The sequence below is a fragment of the Streptomyces pilosus genome, from assembly GCF_014649835.1.
GTDB classification, from domain to species: Bacteria; Actinomycetota; Actinomycetes; order Streptomycetales; family Streptomycetaceae; genus Streptomyces; species Streptomyces pilosus.
Window position 1 is genome coordinate 268408 of sequence record NZ_BMTU01000005.1, and the last position, 24868, is coordinate 293275.

At 73.7% G+C, this 24868-nt stretch carries 24 protein-coding genes and 1 pseudogene; 5 read left to right on the forward strand and 20 right to left on the reverse strand.

Annotated elements, in window-relative coordinates; all coding sequences use genetic code 11:
* Positions 1 to 22 precede the first annotated feature (22 nt).
* The 3 genes and pseudogenes from groES to IE118_RS14980 form a co-directional block, all read right to left on the reverse strand.
* Complete coding sequence (groES, locus tag IE118_RS14970; RefSeq protein ID WP_037939482.1) at positions 23 to 331, reverse strand: co-chaperone GroES; 309 nt, start codon at positions 329 to 331, stop codon at positions 23 to 25.
* Between the two features lie 506 nt (positions 332 to 837).
* Positions 838 to 1560: pseudogene (locus IE118_RS14975) on the reverse strand (polysaccharide deacetylase family protein); the annotation flags it as partial.
* A gap of 5 nt (positions 1561 to 1565) precedes the next feature.
* The gene (locus tag IE118_RS14980; protein WP_189558387.1) at positions 1566 to 2489 is read right to left on the reverse strand and encodes a polysaccharide deacetylase family protein; all 924 of its coding nucleotides are present in this window, start codon (positions 2487 to 2489) and stop codon (positions 1566 to 1568) included.
* Between the two features lie 90 nt (positions 2490 to 2579).
* Between IE118_RS14980 and IE118_RS14985 the strand changes: the two genes are divergently transcribed.
* Positions 2580 to 3755, forward strand: a complete 1176-nt coding sequence (locus tag IE118_RS14985) for a class I SAM-dependent methyltransferase (RefSeq protein ID WP_189558388.1) — start codon at positions 2580 to 2582, stop codon at positions 3753 to 3755.
* Positions 3756 to 3879: 124 nt separating this feature from the next.
* Here the strand turns inward: IE118_RS14985 and IE118_RS14990 are convergent, their stop codons facing one another.
* From IE118_RS14990 to tsaB, 8 genes are all read right to left on the reverse strand, one after another.
* Entirely contained in the window at positions 3880 to 5172 is a 1293-nt protein-coding gene (locus IE118_RS14990) for an RNA polymerase sigma factor (RefSeq protein ID WP_373303188.1), read from the reverse strand.
* A 76-nt stretch (positions 5173 to 5248) separates the two neighbouring features.
* Positions 5249 to 5605, reverse strand: a complete 357-nt coding sequence (locus IE118_RS14995) for a YciI family protein (protein ID WP_189558389.1) — start codon at positions 5603 to 5605, stop codon at positions 5249 to 5251.
* A 136-nt stretch (positions 5606 to 5741) separates the two neighbouring features.
* Positions 5742 to 6878, reverse strand: a complete 1137-nt coding sequence (locus tag IE118_RS15000) for an LCP family protein (protein ID WP_189558390.1) — start codon at positions 6876 to 6878, stop codon at positions 5742 to 5744.
* Positions 6879 to 6995: 117 nt separating this feature from the next.
* A complete protein-coding gene (locus tag IE118_RS15005; RefSeq protein WP_189558391.1) occupies positions 6996 to 8048 on the reverse strand; it encodes a LacI family DNA-binding transcriptional regulator in 1053 nt (350 codons plus the stop codon).
* A gap of 197 nt (positions 8049 to 8245) precedes the next feature.
* Entirely contained in the window at positions 8246 to 8509 is a 264-nt protein-coding gene (locus IE118_RS15010) for a hypothetical protein (protein WP_189558392.1), read from the reverse strand.
* Complete coding sequence (tsaD, locus tag IE118_RS15015) at positions 8506 to 9603, reverse strand: tRNA (adenosine(37)-N6)-threonylcarbamoyltransferase complex transferase subunit TsaD (RefSeq protein ID WP_189558393.1); 1098 nt, start codon at positions 9601 to 9603, stop codon at positions 8506 to 8508. Before tsaD ends, IE118_RS15010 begins: the two co-directional genes overlap by 4 nt.
* Positions 9596 to 10156 (reverse strand): ribosomal protein S18-alanine N-acetyltransferase, encoded by a 561-nt coding sequence (gene rimI, locus IE118_RS15020; protein WP_229846818.1) that lies wholly within the window; start codon positions 10154 to 10156, stop codon positions 9596 to 9598. The genes tsaD and rimI overlap by 8 nt, the downstream gene beginning before the upstream one ends.
* A complete protein-coding gene (gene tsaB / locus IE118_RS15025; protein WP_189558394.1) occupies positions 10153 to 10806 on the reverse strand; it encodes a tRNA (adenosine(37)-N6)-threonylcarbamoyltransferase complex dimerization subunit type 1 TsaB in 654 nt (217 codons plus the stop codon). Before tsaB ends, rimI begins: the two co-directional genes overlap by 4 nt.
* Positions 10807 to 10925: 119 nt before the next feature.
* On the opposite strand from tsaB, the gene IE118_RS15030 reads away from it, so the two are divergent.
* Positions 10926 to 11474 carry a hypothetical protein gene (locus tag IE118_RS15030; protein ID WP_189558395.1) on the forward strand — a complete coding sequence of 183 codons (549 nt, stop codon included), beginning with the start codon at positions 10926 to 10928 and terminating at the stop codon, positions 11472 to 11474.
* 220 nt (positions 11475 to 11694) lie between these two features.
* On the opposite strand, the gene IE118_RS15035 is transcribed toward IE118_RS15030, so the two are convergent.
* From IE118_RS15035 to IE118_RS15055, 5 genes are all read right to left on the reverse strand, one after another.
* Positions 11695 to 11868, reverse strand: coding sequence for a hypothetical protein (locus IE118_RS15035; protein WP_189558396.1), 174 nt, complete (start codon positions 11866 to 11868; stop codon positions 11695 to 11697).
* A 172-nt stretch (positions 11869 to 12040) separates the two neighbouring features.
* A complete protein-coding gene (gene tsaE, locus IE118_RS15040; RefSeq protein WP_189558397.1) occupies positions 12041 to 12571 on the reverse strand; it encodes a tRNA (adenosine(37)-N6)-threonylcarbamoyltransferase complex ATPase subunit type 1 TsaE in 531 nt (176 codons plus the stop codon).
* On the reverse strand, positions 12540 to 13769 hold the full coding sequence (locus tag IE118_RS15045) for an alpha/beta fold hydrolase (protein ID WP_189558398.1): 1230 nt from the start codon (positions 13767 to 13769) through the stop codon (positions 12540 to 12542). The genes tsaE and IE118_RS15045 overlap by 32 nt, the downstream gene beginning before the upstream one ends.
* Positions 13766 to 14962: an alanine racemase gene (gene alr, locus IE118_RS15050; RefSeq protein WP_189558399.1), complete on the reverse strand. Its 1197-nt coding sequence runs from the start codon at positions 14960 to 14962 to the stop codon at positions 13766 to 13768. The genes IE118_RS15045 and alr overlap by 4 nt, the downstream gene beginning before the upstream one ends.
* 145 nt (positions 14963 to 15107) lie before the next feature.
* Positions 15108 to 16544 carry an NAD(P)H-hydrate dehydratase gene (locus tag IE118_RS15055; RefSeq protein ID WP_189558400.1) on the reverse strand — a complete coding sequence of 479 codons (1437 nt, stop codon included), beginning with the start codon at positions 16542 to 16544 and terminating at the stop codon, positions 15108 to 15110.
* A 159-nt stretch (positions 16545 to 16703) separates the two neighbouring features.
* Between IE118_RS15055 and IE118_RS15060 the strand changes: the two genes are divergently transcribed.
* Positions 16704 to 17882, forward strand: coding sequence for a hypothetical protein (locus tag IE118_RS15060; RefSeq protein ID WP_189558401.1), 1179 nt, complete (start codon positions 16704 to 16706; stop codon positions 17880 to 17882).
* A 65-nt stretch (positions 17883 to 17947) separates the two neighbouring features.
* Here IE118_RS15060 and IE118_RS15065 read toward each other — a convergent pair whose 3' ends face one another.
* The 4 genes from IE118_RS15065 to IE118_RS15080 all read right to left on the reverse strand — a co-directional run bounded on the left by IE118_RS15065 (position 17948) and on the right by IE118_RS15080 (position 22209).
* Complete coding sequence (locus tag IE118_RS15065; protein ID WP_189558651.1) at positions 17948 to 18784, reverse strand: RNA polymerase sigma factor SigF; 837 nt, start codon at positions 18782 to 18784, stop codon at positions 17948 to 17950.
* Positions 18785 to 19052: 268 nt separating this feature from the next.
* Positions 19053 to 19424, reverse strand: a complete 372-nt coding sequence (locus tag IE118_RS15070) for a holo-ACP synthase (RefSeq protein WP_189558402.1) — start codon at positions 19422 to 19424, stop codon at positions 19053 to 19055.
* Between the two features lie 46 nt (positions 19425 to 19470).
* Positions 19471 to 21318, reverse strand: a complete 1848-nt coding sequence (gene glmS, locus IE118_RS15075) for a glutamine--fructose-6-phosphate transaminase (isomerizing) (protein WP_189558403.1) — start codon at positions 21316 to 21318, stop codon at positions 19471 to 19473.
* Between the two features lie 108 nt (positions 21319 to 21426).
* On the reverse strand, positions 21427 to 22209 hold the full coding sequence (locus IE118_RS15080; RefSeq protein WP_189558404.1) for a hypothetical protein: 783 nt from the start codon (positions 22207 to 22209) through the stop codon (positions 21427 to 21429).
* Between the two features lie 208 nt (positions 22210 to 22417).
* Here IE118_RS15080 and coaA point away from each other — a divergent pair, with 208 nt between their 5' ends.
* Both coaA and IE118_RS15090 read left to right on the forward strand, forming a co-directional pair.
* Positions 22418 to 23386 carry a type I pantothenate kinase gene (gene coaA / locus IE118_RS15085; RefSeq protein ID WP_189558405.1) on the forward strand — a complete coding sequence of 323 codons (969 nt, stop codon included), beginning with the start codon at positions 22418 to 22420 and terminating at the stop codon, positions 23384 to 23386.
* Positions 23387 to 23414: 28 nt separating this feature from the next.
* A complete protein-coding gene (locus IE118_RS15090) occupies positions 23415 to 24362 on the forward strand; it encodes a DUF389 domain-containing protein (protein WP_189558406.1) in 948 nt (315 codons plus the stop codon).
* The last annotated feature ends 506 nt before the right edge of the window (positions 24363 to 24868 follow it).

A 24868-nucleotide genomic window follows, 5' to 3' on the forward strand; every position in this document is an offset into this window, starting at 1 on the left:
CGGGGTGACCCCCGGATCTCCCTTACTTCTCGATGATCGCGAGGACGTCGCGGGCCGAGAGGACGAGGTACTCCTCGCCGTTGTACTTGACCTCGGTGCCGCCGTACTTGCTGTACAGAACGACGTCGCCGACCTTCACGTCGAGCTCGACGCGCTTGCCGTCCTCGATGCGGCCCGGACCGATGGCCAGGACGACGCCCTCCTGGGGCTTCTCCTTGGCGGTGTCCGGAATGACCAGGCCCGAAGCCGTGGTCTGCTCGGCGTCGAGCGGCTGGACCACGATGCGGTCCTCGAGCGGCTTGATGGCAACCTTGGAGCTGGCGGTCGTCACGATCCGACCTCCCCCTTCGGAGATCTCACGGGGTTAACTGTCTGAGGTGGCGACCAGGTGGATCCGTCGTCGCGGGTGCCGGACCTGCCCGTCGCGTATTTGGCACTCTCCAGGGGGGAGTGCCAGACCCGAGACTATGACCGGGATTAGCACTCGGTCAAGCGGAGTGCCAATTGCCGTGCGGCGCGTCGGGGGTGGGGGGTGTGGTTCGCACCGGGTTGTGCGGCTCACGGCGTTGCGGTGACCGTCCCCGGGGGCTGCCGCCCCCGGGCCCCCGCTTCGGCCCTGGACGGGCCTCGTCCTCAAACGCCGGACGGGCTGGAAGGTGAGCGGCGTTCGCCGGTCGCCGCCGGAGGGGTGGAGGGCGGGGCGAGCTTCACGGTGGCCCGAGTCGGGGCGGAGGGCGGGGCGGGCTCCACGGTGGCCAGGGACGGGGTGGAGGGCGGGGCGGGGCCGTCGGGGGGTCCGGGGGGATCGGTGGGGCTCGGTGGTGGGGCGGTGCGGTCCGTGTGGTCCTCCAGTCGGCCGACTCGCAGTCCGCGCTGCCTCAGTTCCCCCAGCAGTCGTTCCGTGCGTTCCGCCAGGGACAGGGTCGGGGACTCGCCCGACGGTACGGAGACGATGTCGCCGGGATTCAGGTGGTGGGGGCCGTGGGTGTAGGTGAGGTGGCCGTCGGGTTCCAGGGTGACCCGCCACAGGACCACCGCCTCGATGCCGCAGTCGGCGGCGGCGCGCAGGGTGGTGGCGTCGTAGGTGCCGTAGGGCGGGCGGAAGAGGCGGGGGCGGACGCCGAAGCGGGAGGCGAGCTTGCGCTGCTGGCCGCAGATCTCGGCGCGCTGGCCGGCGTAGGGCAGGCCGCGCAGGGCGGGATGGTCGAGGGTGTGGTTCTGCAGGCTCGCGCCGACCGCGCGCAGGCGGGCGAAGTGGGCGTAGCCGGGTCCCACCACGCTGTCCGTCAGGAACATACTAACGGGGAGCCCGCGCTCGCGGACCAGCTCGATGAAGCGCGGGTCGCGTTCGGCGCCGTCGTCGTAGGTGAGGAAGACGACCCCGTCACGGGTGGGCACGTGGTCGAGGACGGGCGGGAGGGGGCCGGTCCCCGGCGCCGGACCGGATCCGGGCGCCCGGCCCGCCCCGTCCCCCGCCGCGTCCCCCGGCCCGCCCGACGGACCGCATCCGGCGATCACCGCCAGCAGGGCGCCGGCGCCCGCCAGCAGACGGGCCCTCAGCCCCCTCACAGGTAGTCCTCCAGGCGGGCGACCGCGTACCCCTCCGCCGTGACCTTGTCCAGGAAGCGGCGGACCATGTCCGGCATGGTGCCCTTCCAGTCGTCGCGGCCCCGGAAGTGGGTGAGGACGATGTCGCCGGGGTGCAGCGAGCGGTCCCACTCGCGGTACTCCCAGCGGTCGACGAAGACCTCCTCGTTCCAGAGGGGGACGTGGGTGATGCCGCAGGTCTTCGCGGCACGCAGGGTGTTCCTGTCGTAGTTGCCGTAGGGCGGGCGGAAGAGGGCGGGGCGCTCGCCGTAGCGCTCCTCGATGATCTTCTGCATGCCGCAGATCTCGCGCTTCTGGCGGGCGTACGACAGGGCCGGCAGGTAGGGGTGGTGGAGCGTGTGGTTGTGCAGGCCCACGCCCCGGTCCTGCATCTCCTTGAAGTAGCCGTAGTCCTCCTTGACGAGGTAGTCGCTGAGGAAGGCCGTGTACGGGATCTTCAGCTCGCTCATCATCCGCAGGAACGCGGGGTCCTTCTCCTCGCCGTCGTCGATGGTGAGGAAGAGGATCCGTTCCTTCGTGGGGACGGTGGTGAAGACAGGGGGGAGCCCCAGGCGGCGGTGGCCGTCGACCTCGAAGCCGTCCCTGGTGGCGATCCCGGGCTTCTTCACCGGGGCCGGCGGGGCCGTCAGGGGCACCTTCCTCAGGCCCCAGCGTTTCGCGGCGGCGACCCGTGCGGCGTGCGCGGCACGCAGTTGGGTGGCGTAGGAGTCGAGCGCGCGGGCCGGGGGCGCCTGGAGGGGCTGCTGGCCGGCCGCGGGCTCGGCCTCGTCGCCGCCGCCCTGTCCGCAGGCCGAGGCGATGGTGGCGAGAGCGAGTACGGCGAGGCCGGTCCGTACGCCACGCCGCGACCGGTATTTGTCATTTTGTCCTACTGATCGCATGGGGCCGGATCCTCGCAGCCGTTCGGTCCGGACCCGGCCCGACACCGCGGCCGGAGGCGTACGGTCCACCGACTGGCCCACAATGACCCGGTGAACGACCTCGCACCGCTCCTCACCCCCGAAGGCCGCGCCCTCCTCGACGAGGTGCGCGACACCGACCCGGCGCACGAACTCGCAGTCGCCACCCGGCTGCGCCGGGAGCACCCCGCCGGCCTGGTGTCGGCCGCGCTCGGCCAGGCGCGGCTGCGGCAGCGGGCGGTGGCGAAGTTCGGGGAGCAGGACGCGGGGCGGATGTTCTTCACGCCCGACGGGGTCGAGCAGTCGACGCGGGCGAGTGTGGCGGCGTACCGGGCGGAGCGGTTCAAGGAACTCGGCGTGACCTCCGTGGCCGACCTGTGCTGCGGGATCGGCGGGGACGCGATCGCGCTGGCCCGCGCCGGGATCCGGGTGCTGGCGGTGGACCGGGACCCGCTCACCGCGGCGGCCGCCCGGGCCAACGCCGACGCGCTGGGGCTGGCCGGGCTGATCGAGGTGCGCGAGGCGGACGTGACGGAGGTGGACACGGCCGGGTACGACGCCGTGTTCGTCGACCCGGCGCGGCGCGGCGGCCGCGGCCGCATCTTCGACCCCGAGGCGTACTCGCCCCCGTTGTCGTGGGCGGTCGGGGCGGCCCGTACGGCTTCCCGCGCCGCCGCGCTGAAGGTCGCCCCGGGCATTCCGCACGAGGCCGTGCCCGCCGGCGCGGAGGCCGAGTGGATCTCGGACGGCGGGGAGGTGAAGGAGGCGGTGCTGTGGTTCGGCGCCGGGCAGGCGGCACCGGTCCGCGCCACCCTGCTCCCCGGACCGCGCACCCTCCCCTCCCGGGGTCTGCCCGACCCGGCGGTGCGCCCGCCCGGCCGGTACCTGTACGAGCCGGACGGCGCCGTCGTCCGGGCGCATCTCGTCGCCGAGGTCGCCGAGGAGCTCGACGGCGGGCTCCTCGACGCGACCATCGCCTACATCACCGCCGACGAGCACCGTCCGACCCCGTACGCCACCGCCTACGAGATCACCGACCGGCTCCCGTTCAACGTCAAGAAGCTGAAGGCGCTGCTGCGGGAGCGTCAGGTCGGCGTCCTGACGGTCAAGAAGCGCGGTTCGGCCGTGGAGCCCGAGGAACTGCGCCGCAAGGTCCTGCCCAAGCCGCACGGCCGCGCGTCGGTCACGGTCTTCCTGACCCGCGTGGACGGCGCCCCGACCATGCTGCTCGGGCACCCGGCGCGGTAGCGACGGCCGGCCCCCGCCCCGCCGGCCACCGCCGGGGCGTCCGGCGCGACGGCCGGGGCCGGCGGCCTTCGTGCCGCCGCCGGCCACGCCGCCGGACGCCCGGCGCGGTGGTCAGGCGCGGTGGTCAGGCGCCGGTCCGCGCCGCGCGGCGCAGCAGCAGGTCCCGTTCGCGCGCGTTGCGGGTCAGCGACGCCGCCCGCTCGAACTCCGCCCGGGCCTCCGCCGTACGGCCGAGGCGGGCCAGCAGGTCGCCCCGGACACTGGGCAGCAGGTGGTAGTCCCGCAGCGCCGGTTCGCCGGTGAGGGCGTCGACCAGGGGCAGTGCGGCGGCCGGGCCCTCGGCCATGGAGACGGCGACCGCGCGGTTGAGTTCGACGACCGGGGAGGGCGCCCGGGCGGCGAGCAGGGCATAGAGGACGGCGATGCGGTGCCAGTCGGTCTCCTGGTAGCGGTACGCGTGGGCGTGACAGGCGGCGATGGCCGCCTGGAGCGCGTACGGGCCCGGGGCGCCGGCGGCGGTGGCGTCGGCGCGGGCGAGGGCGGTGACACCGCGGGCGAGGAGCATGCGGTTCCAGCGGGCGCGGTTCTGGTGTTCCAGGAGGACGGGTTCGCCGTCCGGGCCGGTGCGGGCGGCGGCGCGGGAGGCCTGGAACTCCAGCAGCGCGGTCAGCCCGTGCACCTCGGACTCCTTCGGCATCAGCGCGGACAGCAGGCGGGCCAGCCGCAGCGCGTCCTCGCACAGCCCGGGACGCAGCCAGTCGTCGCCGGACGTGGCGGCGTACCCCTCGTTGAAGATCAGGTAGATGACGTCGAGGACCGAGCCGAGGCGGGCCTCGCGGTCGGGCCCGTGGGGCACCTCGAAGGCGACGTTCCGCGTCGCCAGGGTGCGTTTGGCACGCACGATGCGCTGCGCGACCGTCGCCTCCGGTACGAGGAAGGCGCGGGCGATCTCGGTCGTGGTGAGGCCGCCGAGCAGCCGCAGGGTGAGGGCGGTGCGGGCCTCTGCGGACAGCACGGGGTGGCAGGCGGTGAAGACCAGGCGGAGCAGGTCGTCGTCGATCGCGTCCGGGTCGGCGGGCTCCGGTGGCGGGGTGATCCCGGCCGACGGGTCGCGGCCGATCTCGGCCAGCTTGCGGGCGTAGGTCTCACGGCGGCGGACCAGGTCGACGGCGCGGTTGCGGGCGGTGGCCATGAGCCAGGCGCCCGGGTTGTCGGGCACCCCGTCCCGCGGCCACTGCTCCAGGGCCGCGACCAGGGCGTCCTGCGCGAGCTCCTCGGCGATGCCGACGTCCCGGACGACACGGGTCACACCGGCGATCACCCGGGGGGACTCCATGCGGAACACGGTCTCGACGGTCTCGACGGTCCGTGCGGCCGTCTCCGCGTCGCGGGGGTCCGAGGTGGGCTGTGGTGTCACAGCCCACCATCAGACACCCGTACGGCGGCGGAGCCAAGGAAGCCCCACGCAGACCCGGGAGGGGAGTCCGGAGGGGTCAGCCCTCCACGACCTCCCGCACCTCGCAGGTCACCGTCCAGTGCGGCTCGTGCACCTTCAGGAACCGCTTGGTCCACTCGACCGCCTCGGCCTTGTCCTTGGCCTGCAGCATCGCGTAACCGCCGATGACCTCCTTGGACTCGGTGAACGGCCCGTCGGTCACCGACAGCCGGCCGCCCTCGTAGTGCACCCGCGTGCCCTGGGCGGTCGGGGTCAGCCCGCCGGTGTCCAGCAGGACGCCGGCCTTGGTCATCTCCTCGATCAGTTCGCCCATCCGCTGCATCAGCTCGGGGCTGGGGCCGCCCTCGGGAGAGTTGTTCTCGTCGATCCGGATCATGGAGAGATAGCGCGGCATGGTGGTGCTCCTCGCCTCGTGCGGGCCGGGTCCTTCCCGGCCTCTCACCCCTGCGTCGAACGGGAACGGCGGGAATCGACACCCGCGCCGAAGTTTTTTCGCGGCGTCCGCCGGGAGCGCCCGGGCGGCCGCGCACTCACCTCAGCGAGGCCCACAGCTCCCCCGCCTCCGGCTCGTCCGCCACCACGCGGTTGCGGTCCCAGGGCGCGGGCACCACCGGCATGGTCACGGTGGTGACGCCGCCGGAGGTCAGCCCCTGCAGGCTCCGTCCGAAGCGGGTCAGTTCGCCGAGCGAGTCGAGCCCGGTGTCGGTGGTGAGGCTGCCGGTGGCGGCGTCGGCGACCTCGTACAGCCTGGCGGGGCTGGTCAGCAGGTTCTGCCGCGCCACCTGCTCCAGCAGGGCCTTGACCAGCAGCTGCTGGAGCTCGATCCGGCCGAGGTCGCTGCCGTCGCCGACGTCATAGCGGGTCCGGGCCAGGGCGAGGGCGTCGGTGCCGCCGAGATGGTGGGTGCCGGCCTCCAGGGTGAGGCGGCTGCGATCGTCGTCGATGTCCTCCTCCGTGGTCACGGTGACCCCGCCGAGCGCGTCGACCAGGCGGGCGAACCCGGCGAAGTCGATCTCGACGTAGTGATCCATCCGCACGTCCGTGAGCGCCTCGACGGTCTTCACCGCGCACACCGGCCCGCCCACCTCGTACGCCGTGTTGAACATCGCGCCGGACGCCGGCCGCGTCGACTCCCCGTCGGGCAGCGGGCAGGACGGCCGGTCGACGAGGGTGTCGCGGGGGATGCTGACCACCGTCGCGGCGGTCCGTCCGGCGTCGAGGTGGACGACCATGGCGGTGTCGGAGCGGGCTCCGCCGTCCTCGCCGCCGCCGAGTTCCCGGTTCTCCTCGCCGCTGCGCGAGTCCGAGCCGAGCACCAGGACGTTCAGCGACCCGGTCGGCAGCGGCTCGCCGGCGGACGGGGTGCTCAGCGGCCTGGCGGGGCGGTCGTCCCCCAGGGCGCCGTTGATGTCGACGCTGCTGATGTTGTCGTCGAGCTGCCAGTACACCCAGCCGGCTGCTCCGGCACCGAGCAGCAGCAGGCCCGCCAGCGAGAGTCCCGTGATCCTCAGTACCCGCGCCCGCCGGCCGGACCATATGCCCGCGCCGCCGGCCTCGTCCCCGTCGCTCCCGGCGTCCCCGTCGCCGCCCGCGCCCTTGGCGTCACCGGCGTCCTCGGTGTCTCCGGCGCCGTCGCTCCCCTGATGTCCCGTCACGAGCAGGAACATAAGTCCGAATTATGACGAGCGACGACTCCCGGACATTTTTCTTGGGAAATTCTCAGATTTCCAACTACTCGAAACTTTCGAAGCGGTCCCCGCCCGACGCGGTGCCACCGCCCCCGCTCACGCTCCGCCCGGCGCCGCCGTGCTGCTCCGCACCACCAGGCTGGTCGCCAGCTCCACCCGGGTCGCCGTCGCGGAGTCCTCCCCCTTGCCGAGGTCGAGGACCAGCTTGGCCGCCGCCTCCGCCATCTCCGTCAGCGGCTGCCGCACGGTCGTCAGCGGCGGCCCCACCCAGCGGGCCACCGGCAGGTCGTCGAACCCGACCACGCTGAGATCCTCCGGAATCCGCAGCCCCAGCTCGCGCGCGGCCTCGTACAGACCCAGCGCCTGGAGGTCGTTGCCGGTGAAGATCGCGGTGGGCCGGTCCTCGCGGCGCAGCAGGGCGAGGCCCTGCCGGTAACCGGCGTCGTGGTGGAAGTCCCCCGCGACGATCAGCCCCGGGTCGACCGGGAGCCCCGCCGTCTCCAGCGCGGCCCGGTAACCGTCCACGCGGGCGCGGCTGCACATCATCCGCGAGGGGCCGCTGATCGCACCGATCCTGGTGTGCCCCAGCTCGACGAGGTGCCGGGTCGCCGCGAGCCCGCCCTGCCAGTTGGTGGCGCCGATGGAGGGCACGTCGGTGCCGGGGTCGCCGGCCGGGTCCATCACCACGAACGGAATGGAACGGCTGGTCAACAGGGCCCGCCCCGACTCGTCGAGGCCGGACAGCACCAGGATCACGCCGTGCGGGCGGCGGGCGGCCACCTGGTCGGCCCAGGACCGGCCGGGCGTGAGCCGTCCCGCGCTCTCGGAGAGCACCACGCTCAGCCCCGCGTCCCTGGCCACGTTCTCCACGCCCCGGATGACCTCCATCGCCCAGGCGCTCTCCAGTTCGTGGAAGACCAGGTCGATCAGCGGCGAGCGGGTCGCCTCGGCCCGCCGTCGCCGGTAACCGTGGGCGCGCAGCAGCCCCTCGACCCGGCTCCGGGTACCGGGAGCGACGTCCGCCCGCCCGTTGAGGACCTTCGAAACAGTCGGCGCGGAGACGCCGGCCTCACGCGCGATCTCGGCGAGCGTCGCGGTCTGGGCGCTACGCCCTTGCGTCCGGGTTTCTGCGGGCTGCGGGGAAGTCATGCGCGCGATCGTAACGCCGCGAACCCGTCTGACGAAGACCTCGCTCCACCATGCCCCGTCGAAATGTTCGCTCCATCCGTCGCATCATTCGGCCAGGGCGCCACGGAGGAGCCTTTTCCGCACACCCCGTAGCCACCCTGCGCCTCACTCCTGCCGGCGCCCGCGCGCCGGCAGGAGCCGGAGGTCCGGGACGGCGCTCAGCCGGTCCCCAGCGACTCGAACCGCCACCGGTGCACCGGACGGGTGACCAGATCGCCGTCCGGGTCGGGGAGCTCGGGGAGATCGGCGTCGTAGGGGGCGTCCCACCAGGTGATGACCAGGACGCGGTCCTGGGGGGCGCGGAAGGACTCGTGGCGCAGGGGGCTCCGGGTGAGCTCCCTGACCCGCTCCTCGGTCCAGGCCACCAGGTCGGGTCCCCGGCCGGGGACCGCGCGGGCCTCCCACATCAGCGCGACCGTCATGAGTACAGGTTCTCCCTGGCGGTCTCGTGCACGTGGTCGTGGGTGTGCGTGAGGCCCGGCACGTGGGGCTCGGTGACGGGGAGGGAGGAGTCGGCCGACAGGTCCCAGCCGGAGGCCGGACGGTCGCGGGCGACCATTTCCGCGCCCAGCGCGGCCACCATCGCGCCGTTGTCGGTGCACAGCTTGGGGCGGGGCACCCGCAGCCGGATGCCGGCCGCCTCGCAGCGTTCCTCGGCGAGGGCGCGCAGGCGGGAGTTGGCGGCCACGCCGCCGCCGATCATCAGGTGGTCGACGCCCTCGTCCTTGCAGGCCCGTACGGCCTTGCGGGTGAGGACGTCCACGACCGCCTCCTGGAAGGACGCCGACACGTCACGCACCGGCACCTCCTCGCCCGCCGCCCGCTTGGCCTCGATCCAGCGGGCCACGGCCGTCTTCAGGCCGGAGAACGAGAAGTCGTAGGCCGGGTCGCGGGGGCCGGTCAGTCCGCGCGGGAACGCGATCGCGGCCGGGTCGCCCTCGCGGGCGTACCGGTCGATGACGGGACCGCCCGGGAAGCCGAGGTTCAGTACCCGGGCGATCTTGTCGAAGGCCTCGCCGGCCGCGTCGTCGATGGTCGCGCCGAGGGGCCGGACGTCGGAGGTGATGTCGGTGGACAGCAGCAGCGAGGAGTGGCCGCCGGAGACCAGCAGGGCCATCGTCGGCTCGGGCAGCGCCCCGTGCTCCAGCTGGTCGACGCAGATGTGCGAGGCGAGGTGGTTGACCCCGTACAGGGGCTTGCCGAGGGCGTAGGCGTACGCCTTGGCCGCCGAGACGCCGACCAGGAGCGCGCCGGCGAGTCCGGGTCCGGCGGTGACGGCGATGCCGTCGAGGTCGCGGGCGCTGACGCCCGCCTCCTTCAGCGCGCGCTCGATGGTGGGGACCATCGCCTCCAGGTGGGCGCGGGAGGCGACCTCCGGGACGACACCGCCGAAGCGGGCGTGCTCGTCGACGCTGGAGGCGACGGCGTCCGCCAGCAGGGTGGTGCCGCGCACGATGCCGACGCCGGTCTCGTCGCAGGAGGTCTCGATCCCCAGCACCAGGGGTTCGTCAGCCATGGGTCTCGGTTCCTTGTACGCCGTTCCCGGTGTCGTCCGGGTTCACGGAGGTGGACGGGTCGGTCAGCCGCATCACCAGGGCGTCCACGTTGCCCGGCTGGTAGTAGCCGGGCCGGACGCCGATGATCTCGAAGCCGAAGCGCTCGTAGAGCTTCTGGGCGCGGACGTTGTCCACCCGGCACTCCAGCATCACTTCGGTGCACTCGAAGGCGGTCGCCGCGTGCAGCAGCTCGGTCAGCAGCCGGGAGCCGAGGCCGGTGCCCCAGTGGTCCCGGGTGACGGCGATGGTCTGGACGTCGGCGCAGGAGGCGGGGCCGCCCTCGTCCGACTCGGCGCCGGAGGTGGTCAGACCCGCGTAGCCGACGATCCGGCCGTCCTCCTCGGCGACGAAGTAACGCCGGGTCGCCCCGGGGCCGCGCGCATGGGCCAGTTCGGACCAGAACATTCCGCGCGACCAGGCGTCCTCGGGGAACAGGTCCCGTTCCAGCTCCAGTACGGAGTCGATGTGCCACCAGCGCATCTCGCGCAGCACGGCCGTCTCGCATCCCGTCACTTGGGGGTGACCACCTTGTAGTTCTTGGGGACCTGGGCATCGGGCCGGCGCAGGTACAGCGGCCGGGGCGCGGGCAGTTCCTCCCCCGCCGCGAGCCGCTCGGCGGCCAGCCGGGCCAGGGCGGCGGCGGACACGTGCTCGGGTTCGTGCGCCCGGGGGAAGGTGTCGGGGTACAGCAGCGCGCCCGCGCCGACCGCGGGCAGGCCCGCGACCTCTCCGGCGATGTCGGCGGGACGGTCCACGGCGGGCTCGGTGAGGCGGGTGCGGGAGTCGGCGTACCGGGCCCAGTAGACCTCCTTGCGGCGGGCGTCGGTCGCCACGACGAAGGGGCTCTCCAGGTCGGCCGCGTAGGCGAGGCCGTCCAGCGTGCACACACCGTGCACGGGGACGCCCAGCGCGAGTCCGAAGGTGTCCGCGGTCATCAGGCCGACCCGGAGCCCGGTGTAGGGGCCCGGTCCGATGCCGACGACGACGCCGGTGACGGCGTCCAGCCGCAGGCCGGCCTCGGCGAGGACCCGGTCGATCGCCGGGAGCAGCAGCTCGCCGTGGCGGCGGGCGTCCACCTGGCTGGACGAGGCGATGACGTCGTCGCCGTCGTGCAGCGCGACCGTGACGGCGGGGGTTGCGGTATCCAGAGCGAGCAAGAGCACGCAAACAGCCTACGGCTCCCGCGCCCCCGCCACGGCCGCACCGGCCGGACGGTCACGTACTGCTACGGTCGCGACGTCATGCGTACATAACGGAGCGGAACGGGACAGAGGTGGCGGCGGTGTCAGGCAGCAGCTCGATGTTCGTGACGGGGCTGACCGCGGCGGCCCTCGCGACGGTCGGCTTCCTCGGCCACCAGGCCGCGGCGAACGTGCCGCCCGAGCTGCGCCACCCGGCCGCCGGGGCCGCGGGGGGCGTGCGCGAGGCGCTGCCGGACCGGGGCCATCCCGCGGCGCTGCCCGCCAGGTCCGGGGTCGGCGAGCGGGTCGTGTACGCGCTGAGGGCCGACCGGGTGTGGCTGGTGGAGGAGAGCGGCAAGGTGCGGCGCACCTTCGGGGTCAGCCCCGGCACGGTGGACCCGGCGCCGGGCTCCTACCGGGTCACGTCCCGGTCCAAGGAGGTCACCGGGTCGGACGGGGTGCCGATCGAGCACGTCGTGCGCTTCACCGGCGTCGACGGCACGGCGATCGGGTTCAGCGCGGCGAAGGACGGTTCGGCTCCGGTGCTCGACCCGCGGGAGCGGACGGGCGGCATCCGCGAGACGCGCGCGGACGGCGCGGCCATGTGGGAGTTCGCGACGATCGGACAGACGGTCGTCGTCGTCCGGTGAGCCCGCCCGGCCGCGCGGCGCCGGCGAGGACACGGACCCCATCATGCGGCGTCCGCGCAGGTGGAACCGCGGTTCGGTTGCGCGTCGGCAGCGTGAGGGATGACAGCGGACCGCCGGCGCGACGCGGGGAATGCAGACGGACCGGCAGCGCGCCGCAGGGAATGCCGACGGACCGCCGGCGCGCCGCGGGCCCGGGGCTACGCGGCGCCGCGGCCAGGCGCTAGGCGGCGTCGCGGTGCTCCCGGACCGGCTCGGAGTGCCGGGGCTCGGGAGCACGGGGCGGGGTGGAGACCGCCGCCGCCGCGGCACAGGCGGCGAGCAGGTCACGCATGGACACCCCGGGAAGCGACTGCGGCTGGGCCGTGGACTCACGAGAGCTCTGGGTGGCCGGCATGGACGCCTCCTGAGGGCCGGGGGCCGGACGTAGTTAGGCACACCTAACCACGCACTGGATACCATGTGACCACGCCGGAGACTCCGAACGCAACACTTTGCCGACACCATGTCGGAACGCCGCCGGAGCGCACCGGAGCGCGCCTCCCCGGCACGCACGGGAGCGCGAGCGCTCAGGCGGCCAGCACGCCCAGCCCGGCCCCCGCCCACCGTTCGCCCAGACCCGACACGGTCACGTGCCGCACCTCGTCCGTGGTGTCCCCGACCGCCCGGTGGATGACGACGCGCAGCCGGTCGTCGGCCAGTTCCTCGACCTTGCCCTCGCCCCACTCCACGACGATCACCGACTCGGGCAGCGAGACGTCGAGGTCCAGGTCCTCCATCTCGTCCAGCCCGCCGGCCAGCCGGTACGCGTCGACGTGCACCAGCGGCGGCCCGTCCCCCAGCGACGGGTGCACCCGGGCGATCACGAACGTCGGGGAGGTGACCGCGCCCCGGACGCCGAGTCCCTCGCCGAGCCCGCGGGTGAGGGTCGTCTTGCCCGCGCCGAGCTCGCCCGAGAGCAGGACGAGGTCGCCGGCGCGCACCAGGCCGGCGAGCCTGCGGCCCAGTTCGCGCATTTGCTCGGGGGAGGTGACGGTCAGCTCGACGGAGTGCTCGGGCGTTCCCGGTTCAGCGGGGGTGTGCGGTGCTGCTGCTTCCATAACCGTCCACCGTAGTCCCCGCGGGCACCGCGCCCGCACGGACCAGCAGGTCGGCGAGGCGGTCGGTGACCACCTCCGGGTGTTCGAGGAGCACCAGGTGCCCGGCGTCCGGGACCAGCACCAGTTCCGCGTCGGGCAGCAGGCCGGCGATGGCCTCGCTGTGCTCGCTGGGCGTGACCAGGTCGTGGATCCCGGCCAGGACGAGCACCGGGAGCCCGGCGAAGTGGGCGAGGGCCTCGGTCTTGTCGTGGTCGTGGAACGCCGGGTAGTACTCGGCGACCACGTCGATGGGCGTGCCCTCGATCATCCGCTCGGCGAACCGGGCGACGGCCGGGTCCACGTCCCGTGAGGCGAACGAGTAGCGCTTGATGATGCCCGCGAACAGGTCCGCGGTGGCCCGGCGCCCCCTCTCCACCAGCTCGGCCCGCTGCCCCAGCGCGTTCAGCACGCCCGGCAGCACCCGCCGCACCGCGTTGACACCGGCCACCGGCAGCCCGAAGTTGACCTCGCCGAGCCGCCCCGACGACGTGCCGACCAGGACGACCCCCGCGCAGCGCTCCCGGATCAGCTCCGGGTACTGGTCGGCGAGGGCCATCACCGTCATCCCGCCCATGGAGTGACCGGCGAGCACCACGGGTCCCTCGGGCGCCGCCGCGTCGATGACGGCCTTCAGGTCGCGCCCCAGCTGCTCGATGGTGACCGGCTCGCCCCGCTCGGCCTGCGCCGCGCCCCGCGCCGAGCGGCCGTGGCTGCGCTGGTCCCAGTAGACGGTCCGCACGACGCCCCTGAGCGCGGCCCGCTGGAAGTGCCAGGAGTCCTGGTTGAGGCAGTAGCCGTGGCTGAACACGACCGTGACGGGGGCCGGGGGCCGGCGCCCGAACAGCCGGCGCCGCCGGGCGGGCGTGACGTCCGGGTCGGGGTCGACGTCGTCCACCTCGTAGTACAGCTCGGTGCCGTCGTCGGCGTACGCCCTGCCCGGGGTGCCGCGCAGCGCGCCGTACGGTCCGGCGGAGTCGAGGGCGAGCCTGGCCTTCTTCCGCATGCCCCGGCCGACCGTCATCCGTTCTATGGCGACGCCCGCGGCGGCCCCGGTGGCGAGCACGCCCAGCGCGACGCCCGCGACACCGGTGGCCCGGCGCCAGCCCCCGCGGGAGACCTCGGCCGCGGCGGCCGCCGCCTCCGCGATGCCCTCGCTCACCTGCCGCTCCCCTCCTCCGGGTCGTTCCCCTCGTTCACATGGACGCGCGGGACGCGGTGTCCGATCCGGGTGACGATCTCGTACGCGATGGTCCCGGCCGCCTGTGCCCAGTCCTCGGCGGTGGGCTCACCGCGGTCGCCCGGGCCGAAGAGGACGGCCTCGGCGCCCGGCCCCGGGTCGTCCCCGCCCAGGTCGAGGACGAACTGGTCCATCGCCACCCGCCCCGCGACCGTGCGCCACTTGCCCTCGACCAGCACCGGCCCGGCGGAGGAGGCGTGCCGCGGGATGCCGTCCGCGTAGCCCAGCGGCACCAGGCCGAGGGTGGTCGCGCCGGGGGTGACGTAGTGGTGGCCGTAGCTGACGCCGTGACCGCCGGGGACGTGCTTCACCAGGGCCAGCGAGGCGGACAGGGTCATCACCGGGCGCAGGCCGAAGTCGGCGGGGGTGCCGATCTCGGGGCTGGGCGAGACGCCGTACATCGCGATGCCGGGGCGGACGAGGTCGAAGTGGCTCTCGGGGAGGGTGAGCGTGGCCGGCGAGTTGGCGATGTGCCGCACCTCGGGGTCGGCGCCCTGCCCCTCCGCGTACGCCACCATCTCCCGGAAGCGGGAGAGCTGGGCGGCGATGGAGGGGTGCCCGGGCTCGTCGGCACAGGCGAAGTGGGACCACAGGCCGGTGATCCGCAGCAGCCCCTCGGCCTCGGCGCGCAGCGCGCCCGCGACCAGTCCGGCCCAGTCCTCGGGCTGGCAGCCGCCGCGTCCGAGACCGGTGTCGGCCTTGAGCTGCACCCGCGCGGGCCGTCCGGCGAGACGGGCGGCCCGGGTGACCTCCTCCAGCGCCCACGTCCCGCTCAGGGAGACATCGACGTCGGCCTCGATCGCCTCCCGCCAGGGCCCGCCGGGCGTCCACAGCCAGCACATGACCCGTACGTGGTCCGGCACCCCGGCACCGGGCGCGCGCAGCGCGAGCGCCTCCTGCGGGGTGGCGGTGCCCAGCCAGGTCGCGCCGGCCCCGACGGCGGCCCGGGCGCAGGCGGCCGCGCCGTGCCCGTAGGCGTCCGCCTTGACAACGGCCATGAGGGCGGCGCCGGGCGCGCGCTCGCGCAGGGTCCGCACGTTGGCCCGCAGGGCGGCGAGGTCGATCTCGGCGCGGGCCCGCAGCTCCGCGCCGGACGGGGCGACTGTCTCTTTCATCCCGCACAGTCTCTCAGAGCACCGCGGCCGGCCCGCCGGGCGCCGGGGGCGAGGCACGCCCGCGGCCGGGGTGCGGCGCGCGTGAAGGTTCTCCGCCCCTTACCCGCCCCTTACCCGCGCCGCCCGCGCCCCGCGCACGACCCGCTCACCCCCGCACCACACTCCGCCACGCCCCCGCGATCCCCTCCGCCACGTCCTGCGCCCCCACCGGCGCCCCGTCCGCCGCGAACCGCCCCGCCAGCCCGTGCAGGTACGCCGCCGCGCTGCCCGCGTCCACCGCCGCCAGCCCCGCCGCCAGCAGCGATCCCGCCAGCCCCGACAGCACGTCCCCGCTGCCCGCCGTGGCCAGCCACGGCGTCCCCGTCGGATTCACCCGCACCGGCCCCTCGCCCCCCGCGTCCGCGACGAGCGTCGTCGACCCCTTCAGCAGCACCGCCGCCCCGTACCTCCCCGCCAGCTCGCGGACCGCGCCCAGCCGGGCCCCCTCGATCTCGTGCCGTTCGACGCCGAGCAGTGCCGCCGCCTCCCCCGCGTGCGGGGTGAGCAGCGTCGGCGCCCGCCGGGCCCGTACCGCCGGCGCCTCCGCAAGCCGCAGCCCGTCCGCGTCGATCAGCACCGGGACGTCCGCCGCCAGCACCTCGGCGACCGTCGCCGCGTCGTCCCCGGCCCCGGGTCCGACCACCCACGCCTGCACCCGCCCCGCGTGCTTCGGCCCCCGGTCCGACACCAGTGTCTCGGGGAAGCGGGCGATGACGGCCTGCCCGGCGGGACCGACGTACCGCACCGCCCCCGCCCCGCCCCGCAGGGCGCCCGCCACCGCGAGCACCGCGGCCCCCGGGTAGCGGCCCGACCCGGCCGCGACACCGACGACGCCCCTGCGGTACTTGTCGCTCTCGGCGGCCGGCACCGGCAGCAGCCGTGCCACGTCGGCGTGCTGCAACGCCTCCAGTTCCGGCCGGGGCGGAAGCGAGAGGCCGATGTCGACCAGCCGCACCGCCCCCGCGTACTCCCGCGCCGGATCGATCAGCAGTCCCGGCTTGTGCGTCCCGAACGTCACCGTGAGGTCGGCCCGCAGCGCCCGGCCCCGCACCTCCCCGGTCCCGGCGTCGACGCCGCTGGGCAGGTCGACCGCGACGACCACCGCCCGGGACCGCTCCGCGGCCTCGGCGAGGGGTACGGCGTCCGGGCGCAGTCCGCCCGTGCCGCCGATCCCGACGATGCCGTCGAGGACGAGGTCCGCCCCCTCGATCAGCTCCCGCGCACCGGCCGTCCCGGCCACCCGGCCCCCGGCCCGGCGCAGGGCCGCGAGTCCCCCGGCGTGGGCACGCCGCGGCGCGAGGAGCACCGCGCTCACGCCCGCGCCGCGCCGGGCCAGGCGGGCACCGGCGTACAGGGCGTCGCCGCCGTTGTCCCCGCTGCCCACCAGCAGCACGACCCTGCTGCCGTACACCCGGCCCAGCGCGTCCGCGCAGGCCGCGGCGAGCCCGGCGGCGGCGCGCTGCATCAGCGCGCCCTCCGGCAGCCGTGCCATCAGTTCCCGCTCCGCCGCCCTGACCGTCTCCACGCCGTACGCAGTCCGCATGCGTCCGAGTTTCCCGCACGGGCGGGTCCGACTCCCGTAACCGGGCGGGCACCCCGCTTGACTCCTTGCCATGCCCTTGCCAAACTCTCCGGCCCCCACCGTATGAATCGATTCAGTCGAATCGTTTCGACGACACCTGACGACAGAGACAGAGGACCCATGCGACGCAGAGCCGCACTTCTCGCAGCAGCCGGCGCCACCGCACTCCTCACCACCGTCGGCACCCTCACCGCCCCGGCCACCGCGGCGACCTCCCCCACCACCGGCGCGGCCCCCGCCCGCGCCGCCGCCTGCGGCGACGGTTCCTACCAGGCCGAAGCCGTCCTGAACGGCGGCACCTGGACCGCCCGGCGCGGCGGCAGCACGGTCCACACCGGCACCGACATGCGCGCCGCGGTCCAGGCGGCGATCGGCAGCCTGTCCCCGGGCCGCACCAGCAAGGAACGGGTCGTCGTCCGCGGCTCGGGGTCGATCTCCGCGGGATCCCGGATCTCCCTGCCGAGCTACACGGTCCTCGACGTCTGCGGCACCATCCACGTCACCGGCAGCGGCTCCGGCGACCAGGCCCCGGTCTACTCCCGCGGCACCCGCGACATCGAGGTGCAGCACCTCGACGTCACCGGCGCGCCGCTGTACGGCGTCTTCCTGCGCAACGTGCAGAACGTGGTCCTGGGGCAGATCGACATGCGCCTGACGCGCGGCCTGGGCGTCCGCATCGACAACCGCGGCGACACCAGCCAGTGGACGCGCAACGTGCGCATCGACGACGTCCACGTCTCCGGCGCGTCCAGCCACGCCGTGGAGACCTACGGCGTCGACGGCCTGACCATCGGCACGGTGACCGCCCGCAACGTCGGCGAGTCCGGCCTGCTGCTGAACCAGACCGTCAATGCCACGATCACCAGGGTCGACGCGGAGAACGCGGGCACCGGCACCGGCTACGCGGCCTTCCGCATGGCCAACCGCAACGGCCGCGTCGGCAGTTCGTACGCCACCAACATCCGCGTGGGCGAGGTGGTCGCGCGCGGCGGCGGACGCGGCGTGTTCTGCGTCTCGGAGAGCGGCGGCGCGACGATCGACCGGATCACGCTCTCGAACACCGGCAACAACGCCATCCTGATCGAGAACTGCTACAACGTGCACCTCGCCGCCCAGAGCGGCACGGTCACCGGCGGGGGCGAGATCCGCCTGGCCGCCCGTGCGGAGTTCGCCAACAACCGGGACATCACGGTGCAGAACCTGACGGTGACGAACTCCTCGATCCGTGAGAGCCCCTGCGGGGAGAACACCACGTTCCGCAACAACCGCCTGGTGAACAGCAGTCAGTCGATCTGCTGACAGACGACCGCGGGGTGCGGCTCACCGAGCCGCACCCCGCATCACGACACTCCGCCGCGATCGCCTCAGTCGGTGCTGAGCATGCCGGCCCGCAGCTTCTTCAGCGTCCGGGACAGCAGCCGCGACACGTGCATCTGGGAGCAGCCGAGCCGCTCACCGATCTCCGCCTGCGTCAGCTCCTCCACGAACCGCCAGTGCACGATCTTCCGCTCGCGCTCGTCGAGCTCGGCGATCATCGGGGCGAGCGCGTGGAAGTCCTCGACCAGTTCCAGGGCGGCGTCCTCGGCCCCGATGAAGTCGGCGAGCACGCTCTCGCCGTCCGGCTCGCTGCCGATGGTGGCGTCCAGCGAGGAGGAGTTGTAGCCGTTGGAGGCGATCCGGGCCTCGTTGACCTCGGCCTCGGTCAGGCTCATCAGCTGGGCGAGCTCGGCGGTCGTGGGAGTACGGCCCAGGCGGCTGCGCAGTTCCTCGGTGGCGCGGGCGAGCTGCACCCGGGCCTCCTGGAGACGCCGCGGGACGTGCACGGACCAGGAGGTGTCGCGGAAGAACCGCTTGATCTCACCGACGATGTAGGGGATCGCGAAGGAGGTGAACTCCACCTCGCGGGACAGCTCGAACCGGTCGATCGCCTTGATCAGACCGATCATGCCGACCTGGACGATGTCCTCCATCTCCTCCGGGCCGCGGCTGCGGAACCGGCCGGCCGCGTAGCGGACGAGGGACATGTTCATCTCGATCAGCGTGTTGCGCGCGTACTGGTACTCGTGCGTGCCTTCCTCCAGCTCGGTGAGCCGGCGGAAGAACTGCTTGGACAGTTCGCGTGCGTCCTGGGGCGCGACCTGGCCGGGATCGACGACCTCCGGCAGCTCGGTCACGCTCTGAGCTCGGTCCGTCCGCGCCATCGTCGACGTCACAGTTGCCCTCCCATATCGATCGGTCCCGGTCCCGGGCACCGGCTCCTGCCGTTTACCCCCGTTCTCGCGATGCACGCATCGCTTCTCCGGAACAACCGTACGGGATTCGCCGGCGGTGTCCCGGAGCAGTCCCACGAGGGCCGGTACGACGGTGGGCCCGGCGGCGGGGACGAGGAGGACCTCGCCCCGCACCGCAGGTCCTCCCCGGCCCCGGCCCCGGGGAACGCGGGCGTCGCCCTCACCCCCCGGCTCGCCCTCACCCCTCGGCGACGACGACCGCCGAGGCGACCCCGGCGTCATGACTGAGGGACACGTGCCAGGCCCGTACGCCCAGTTCCGCGGCCCGCGCCGCCACGGTCCCCGTCACCCGCAGCCGCGGCTGCCCGCTGTCCTCGCACCACACCTCGGCGTCGGTCCAGTACAACCCGGCGGGCGCCCCGAGCGCCTTGGCCAGCGCCTCCTTCGCGGCGAACCGCGCCGCGAGGGAGGCGACACCCCGCCGCTCCCCACTGGGCAGCAGCAGTTCGCTCTCCCGGAAGAGCCGCCGGGCCAGCGCGGGTGTCCGCTCCAGCGAGGCCGCGAACCGGTCGATCTCGGCCACGTCGATCCCGACTCCGATGATGCTCATACCGGCACCCTACGGCGGACCGGAGCCGGCCCCGCGGCACGGCCGCCTACTCCACCGTCACCGACTTGGCGAGGTTGCGCGGCTGGTCCACCTCGTTGCCCCGGGCCGTCGCCAGCTCGCACGCGAACACCTGGAGCGGGACGGTCGCCACCAGCGGCTGGAGGAGCGTGGGAGTGGCCGGGATCCGGATCAGATGGTCGGCGTACGGCACCACCGCCTCGTCGCCCTCCTCCGCGATGACGATCGTGCGCGCGCCCCGCGCCCGGATCTCCTGGATGTTGGAGACGATCTTGTCGTGGAGGACCGACCGGCCCCGCGGCGACGGGACGACCACCACTACCGGCATGTCGTCCTCGACGAGCGCGATCGGCCCGTGCTTCAACTCTCCCGCCGCGAAGCCCTCCGCGTGCATGTAGGCGAGCTCCTTCAGCTTCAGGGCCCCCTCCAGCGCCACCGGGTAGCCCACGTGCCGTCCGAGGAACAGCACCGTGTTCTTCTCCGCCAGCGACCGGGCCAGCTCCCGCACCGGCTCCATGGTCTCCAGGACCCGTTCCACCGCACCGGAGACCGACGACAGGTCCCGCACCACCGCGCGGATCTCGTCGGCCCACTTGGTGCCCCGCACCTGTCCCAGGTACAGGGCGACCAGGTAGCAGGCGACCAGCTGCGTCAGGAACGCCTTCGTGGAGGCGACGGCGACCTCCGGCCCGGCGTGCGTGTACAGCACCGCGTCCGACTCGCGCGGGATCGTCGAGCCGTTCGTGTTGCAGATCGCGAGCACCTTGGCGCCCTGCTCGCGGGCGTGCCGCAGCGCCATCAGCGTGTCCATGGTCTCGCCGGACTGCGAGATCGCGACGACCAGCGTCTGCTGGTCGAGGATGGGGTCCCGGTAGCGGAACTCGCTCGCCAGCTCCACCTCGCACGGGACGCGCGTCCAGTGCTCGATGGCGTACTTGGCGATGAGCCCCGCGTGGAAGGCCGTGCCGCAGGCGACGATGACGATCTTGTCGACCTCGCGCAGCACGTTCGCCGGGATGCGGACCTCGTCCAGGGTGAGCGAGCCCGCGGCGTCGATGCGGCCCAGCAGGGTGTCGGCGACGGCCTTCGGCTGCTCGGCGATCTCCTTGAGCATGAAGTAGTCGTAGCCGCCCTTCTCGGCGGCGGAGGCGTCCCAGTCGACGTGGTAGGCGCGGACGTCGGCCGTGCCGCCGTCGAAGTCGGTGACCGTCACCCGGTCCCGGCGCAGCTCCACCACCTGGTCCTGCCCGAGCTCGACGGCCTCCCGCGTGTGCGCGATGAAGGCGGCCACGTCGGAGGCGAGGAAGGCCTCCCCCTCCCCCACACCCACCACCAGCGGGGAGTTCCGCCGCGCGCCCACCACCACGTCCGGCTCGTCCGCGTGCACGGCCACCAGGGTGAAGGCGCCCTCCAGGCGCCGGCACACCAGCCGCATCGCCTCGGCGAGGTCCGCGCAGCCGGAGAACTCCTCGGCGAGCAGGTGGGCGACGACCTCGGTGTCCGTCTCGGAGCCGAGTTCGTGGCCGCGCTCGGTCAACTCCTCGCGCAGGGCGGCGAAGTTCTCGATGATGCCGTTGTGGACGACGGCGACGCGGCCCGCGTTGTCGATGTGCGGGTGGGCGTTGGCGTCGGTCGGGCCGCCGTGCGTGGCCCAGCGGGTGTGGCCGATCCCGGTCGTCCCGGCGGGCAGCGGCCGGTCGGCCAGTTCCTTCTCCAGGTTGACCAGCTTCCCGGCCTTCTTGGCCGTGGCCAGTTGGCCGTCGGCCTGCACGGCGACACCCGCCGAGTCGTAGCCCCGGTACTCCAGTCGCTTCAGTCCGGCCGTCACGACGTCCAGCGCCGACTGCGGCCCCACGTAACCCACGATTCCGCACATGACCGGCAGCCTACGATCCGTCAGCCACCGGAAACGGCCGCTCCGTGCCCGAAATCGGAAATTCCCACCGGTGCACGAAGCACCGGTGGGAACGGCACGCGGGTCGCGTCAGGCGAGCTTGCCGAGCTGCGCGTCGGAGACCGCCGTCGGGAACGCGAAGTCCTCGCCGGTCGCGGCGGAGGCGAAGTTGGTGACGGTGAAGGAGGCGACGGTGGCTCCCTTGCGGGCGACGACCAGCTTCATCGGGGCCTTCACGTCCTCCTCGGCGGCCAGCATCGCCGTGATCGCGACCGCCTCGTCGCCGCCGCCGGGCGCCTCGGTCTTCTCGACCGACTCGATGGTGAGCGCCTCGCCCATGGCGTCGTAGGCGAAGCCGCCGGCGCACGCGCCGGCCGCGGCTTCGACGTCCTTGATGACCTGCTCGGCACCGCCGTCCTCGTAGGAGGCGAGCGTGACGACCATCTGCTCCACGTCGAGACCGGCGAGCAGGGCCTCCTCGGGGGCCGCGTCCGCGGCCGGCTTCTCCGGCTGGCTCGCCCAGGACCGCTTCACCGTGGCCGCCGGCGAGCCCGCGGGCACGCCCATCTGGAGCTGGGCGAGCGGCTGGCAGGCGGCGTCCTTCGACTTCACCTTGTCGGCGGTGGCGTCGTCCTCGGCGGGCACCGCCGTCACCTTGCCGTCCTTGACGTCCGCCTGCGCCAGCACGGCCTCCTCCAGCTCGGCGGCGGTGAGCGCCTTGGCCGCCGGGGCGGCGGAGGCGGAGGAGTCGGCCTTGCCCTTGCCGTCGCCGGCCTTGTCCTCGTCGCCGGAGCCACCGCAGGCGGTGACGAGCAGGGCGAACGCGGCGGCGGAGGCGGCGAGCACGGTACGGCGGACGGGGCTGGTTCTCACGACGGAACTCTTTCTCGAAGGTGTGGAGAAGATCCACAACACGCTGGCCGCACCCTAGGCACAGCGGGCACACAGATGATCACCGATGACCCAGTCGCGTCCCGACCGTGATCACCACGTGATCGGCCCGCGCCGAGCGTGACACAGCCCACCTGTCGCCCCGTTCGAACTCCGTTAACAATGGACTGTGATCTCTCCGGTCCCCTCGATGCCCCGGAGCGCCCACCGGCAGCGGCCGGAGGCGACTCCCTACGTCGACCTCACCCGCGCCGAGTGGAGCGCGCTGCGCGACAAGACGCCGCTGCCGCTGTCCGCCGCGGAGGTCGAACGGCTGCGCGGGCTCGGTGACGTCATCGACCTCGACGAGGTGCGGGACATCTACCTCCCGCTGTCCCGGCTGCTCAATCTCTACGTCGGCGCCACCGACGGGCTGCGGGGCGCGCTCAACACCTTCCTCGGCGAACAGGGCTCCCAGTCGGGCACGCCCTTCGTCATAGGGGTCGCCGGTTCCGTCGCGGTCGGCAAGTCCACGGTGGCCCGGCTGCTCCGCGCGCTGCTGTCCCGCTGGCCGGAGCACCCGCGCGTGGAGCTGGTCACGACGGACGGTTTCCTGCTGCCGACCAGGGAGCTCCAGGAGCGGGGGCTGATGTCGCGGAAAGGATTCCCCGAGTCCTACGACCGCCGCGCGCTGACCCGTTTCGTCGCCGACATCAAGGCGGGCAAGAGCGAGGTCACCGCCCCCGTCTACTCCCACCTCATCTACGACATCGTCCCCGGCGAGAAGCTCACGGTGCGCCGGCCGGACATCCTGATCGTCGAGGGGCTCAACGTCCTCCAGCCGGCGCTGCCCGGCCAGGACGGCCGCACGCGCGTCGGACTGGCCGACTACTTCGACTTCAGCGTGTACGTGGACGCCCGCACGGAGGACATCGAACGCTGGTACCTGAACCGCTTCAAGCGGCTGCGGGAGACGGCGTTCCAGGACCCGTCGTCGTACTTCCGCAAGTACACCCAGGTCTCCGAGGAGGAGTCCCTCGACTACGCCCGCACGATGTGGCGCACCATCAACAAGCCGAACCTGGTCGAGAACATCGCCCCCACCCGGGGCCGGGCCACCCTGATCCTGCGCAAAGGCCCGGACCACAAGGTCCAGCGCCTCAGCCTGCGCAAGCTGTGAACCGGACGCCGGCCGCTACGCTGCCGCCATGCTGCACCTGCGTCTGATCACACCGGCCGAACAGACCGACGAGGTGGTCCGGCTGATCGAGGGGACGGTCGGGACGACGCACCTCTGTGTCCTGCCGGGCGCCGCCCGCGACCCCGCCGGGGACGTCGTGCTGTGCGACGTGGCCCGGGAGGCCGGCGACGACCTGCTCAACGGGTTGCGGCGGCTCGGACTGGACACGACCGGTTCCATCGCCGTGGAGAACGTCGACCTCTCGCTGTCACGGCGCGCCGCCGAGGCGGAGAAGGAGGCGCCGGGCGAGAGCGCGGACGCGGTGCTGTGGGAGCACCTGAGCGACGCCACCCACGAGGAGTCGACCCTCTCGGTCACCTACCTCGCGTTCCTCACGCTGGCGACCATGATCGCGGCGTGCGGTGTCGTCCTGGACAACGCGGTCCTGATCGTGGGCGCGATGGCGGTGGGTCCGGAGTTCGGCCCGCTGGCCGGCATCTCCACGGCGGTGGTGCAGCGGCGGCCGCGCCTCGCGGCCCGTTCGCTGCTGGCGCTGCTGGTGGGGTTCGCGGTGGCGATGGCCCTGACGGTGGGCTTCAGCCTCTTCATGGACGCGGTGGGACTGTTCACCGAGGAGAAGCTCGAGGGCGAACGGCCGCAGACCGGCTTCGTGTACGCGCCCGACTGGTTCTCCTTCGTCGTGGCGGTACTGGCCGGAGCGGCCGGCACGCTGTCGCTGACGTCCGCGAAGTCGGGTGCGCTGGTGGGGGTCGCGATCTCGGTGACGACGGTGCCGGCCGCCGCGAACGCCGCCGTGGCGCTGAGCTACGGGGACACGGTGCAGACGTGGGGTTCCTCCGAGCAGTTGCTGCTCAACCTGCTGGGCATCACCCTCGCGGGGACGCTGACCCTGCTGACCCAGAAGGCCCTCTGGTCCCGCCAGCACGCCCGCCTGCGCAAACGCGCCTCCGCCTGACCGGGGGCCCCGCACCACCCGGGGTGGGCCGGTGCCTCGTTGCGCAGCCCGGCAACGACGGGTGCCGCCGCGCCCACCCGTGCCGCCCCAGCGGCACGACTGCCCGCGGAGAGCGGCGGCGAATATGGCCGCCCACGGCGCGCTGTGCGCACCGCAGTGGGCGGAGCGGCCGCCCACGGCGCGCTCTGCGGACCGCGGTGGGCGTATGCGGCCGCCCGCGGCGGGGAGGGGACGGGGCGGGGGTGGCCGCCCGCAGTGGCCGGCGCGTCCACACCCTCACCACCACCGGGCGACACTCCCGCGCCGGTCCGAGGACGGACACCCCCGACCCGGCCCCGCACCAACCCACCACAGGCGCCACGCGCACCCCCACCGAAGGCGAAGCGGCGCCGCAGGCACCCCACCCACCACGCCGCAGGCACCCCGCAGGCATCCACCCACCACAGGCGCCACGCGCACCCCCACCGAAGGAACAGCGGCGCCGCAGACATCCCGCCCACCGCGCC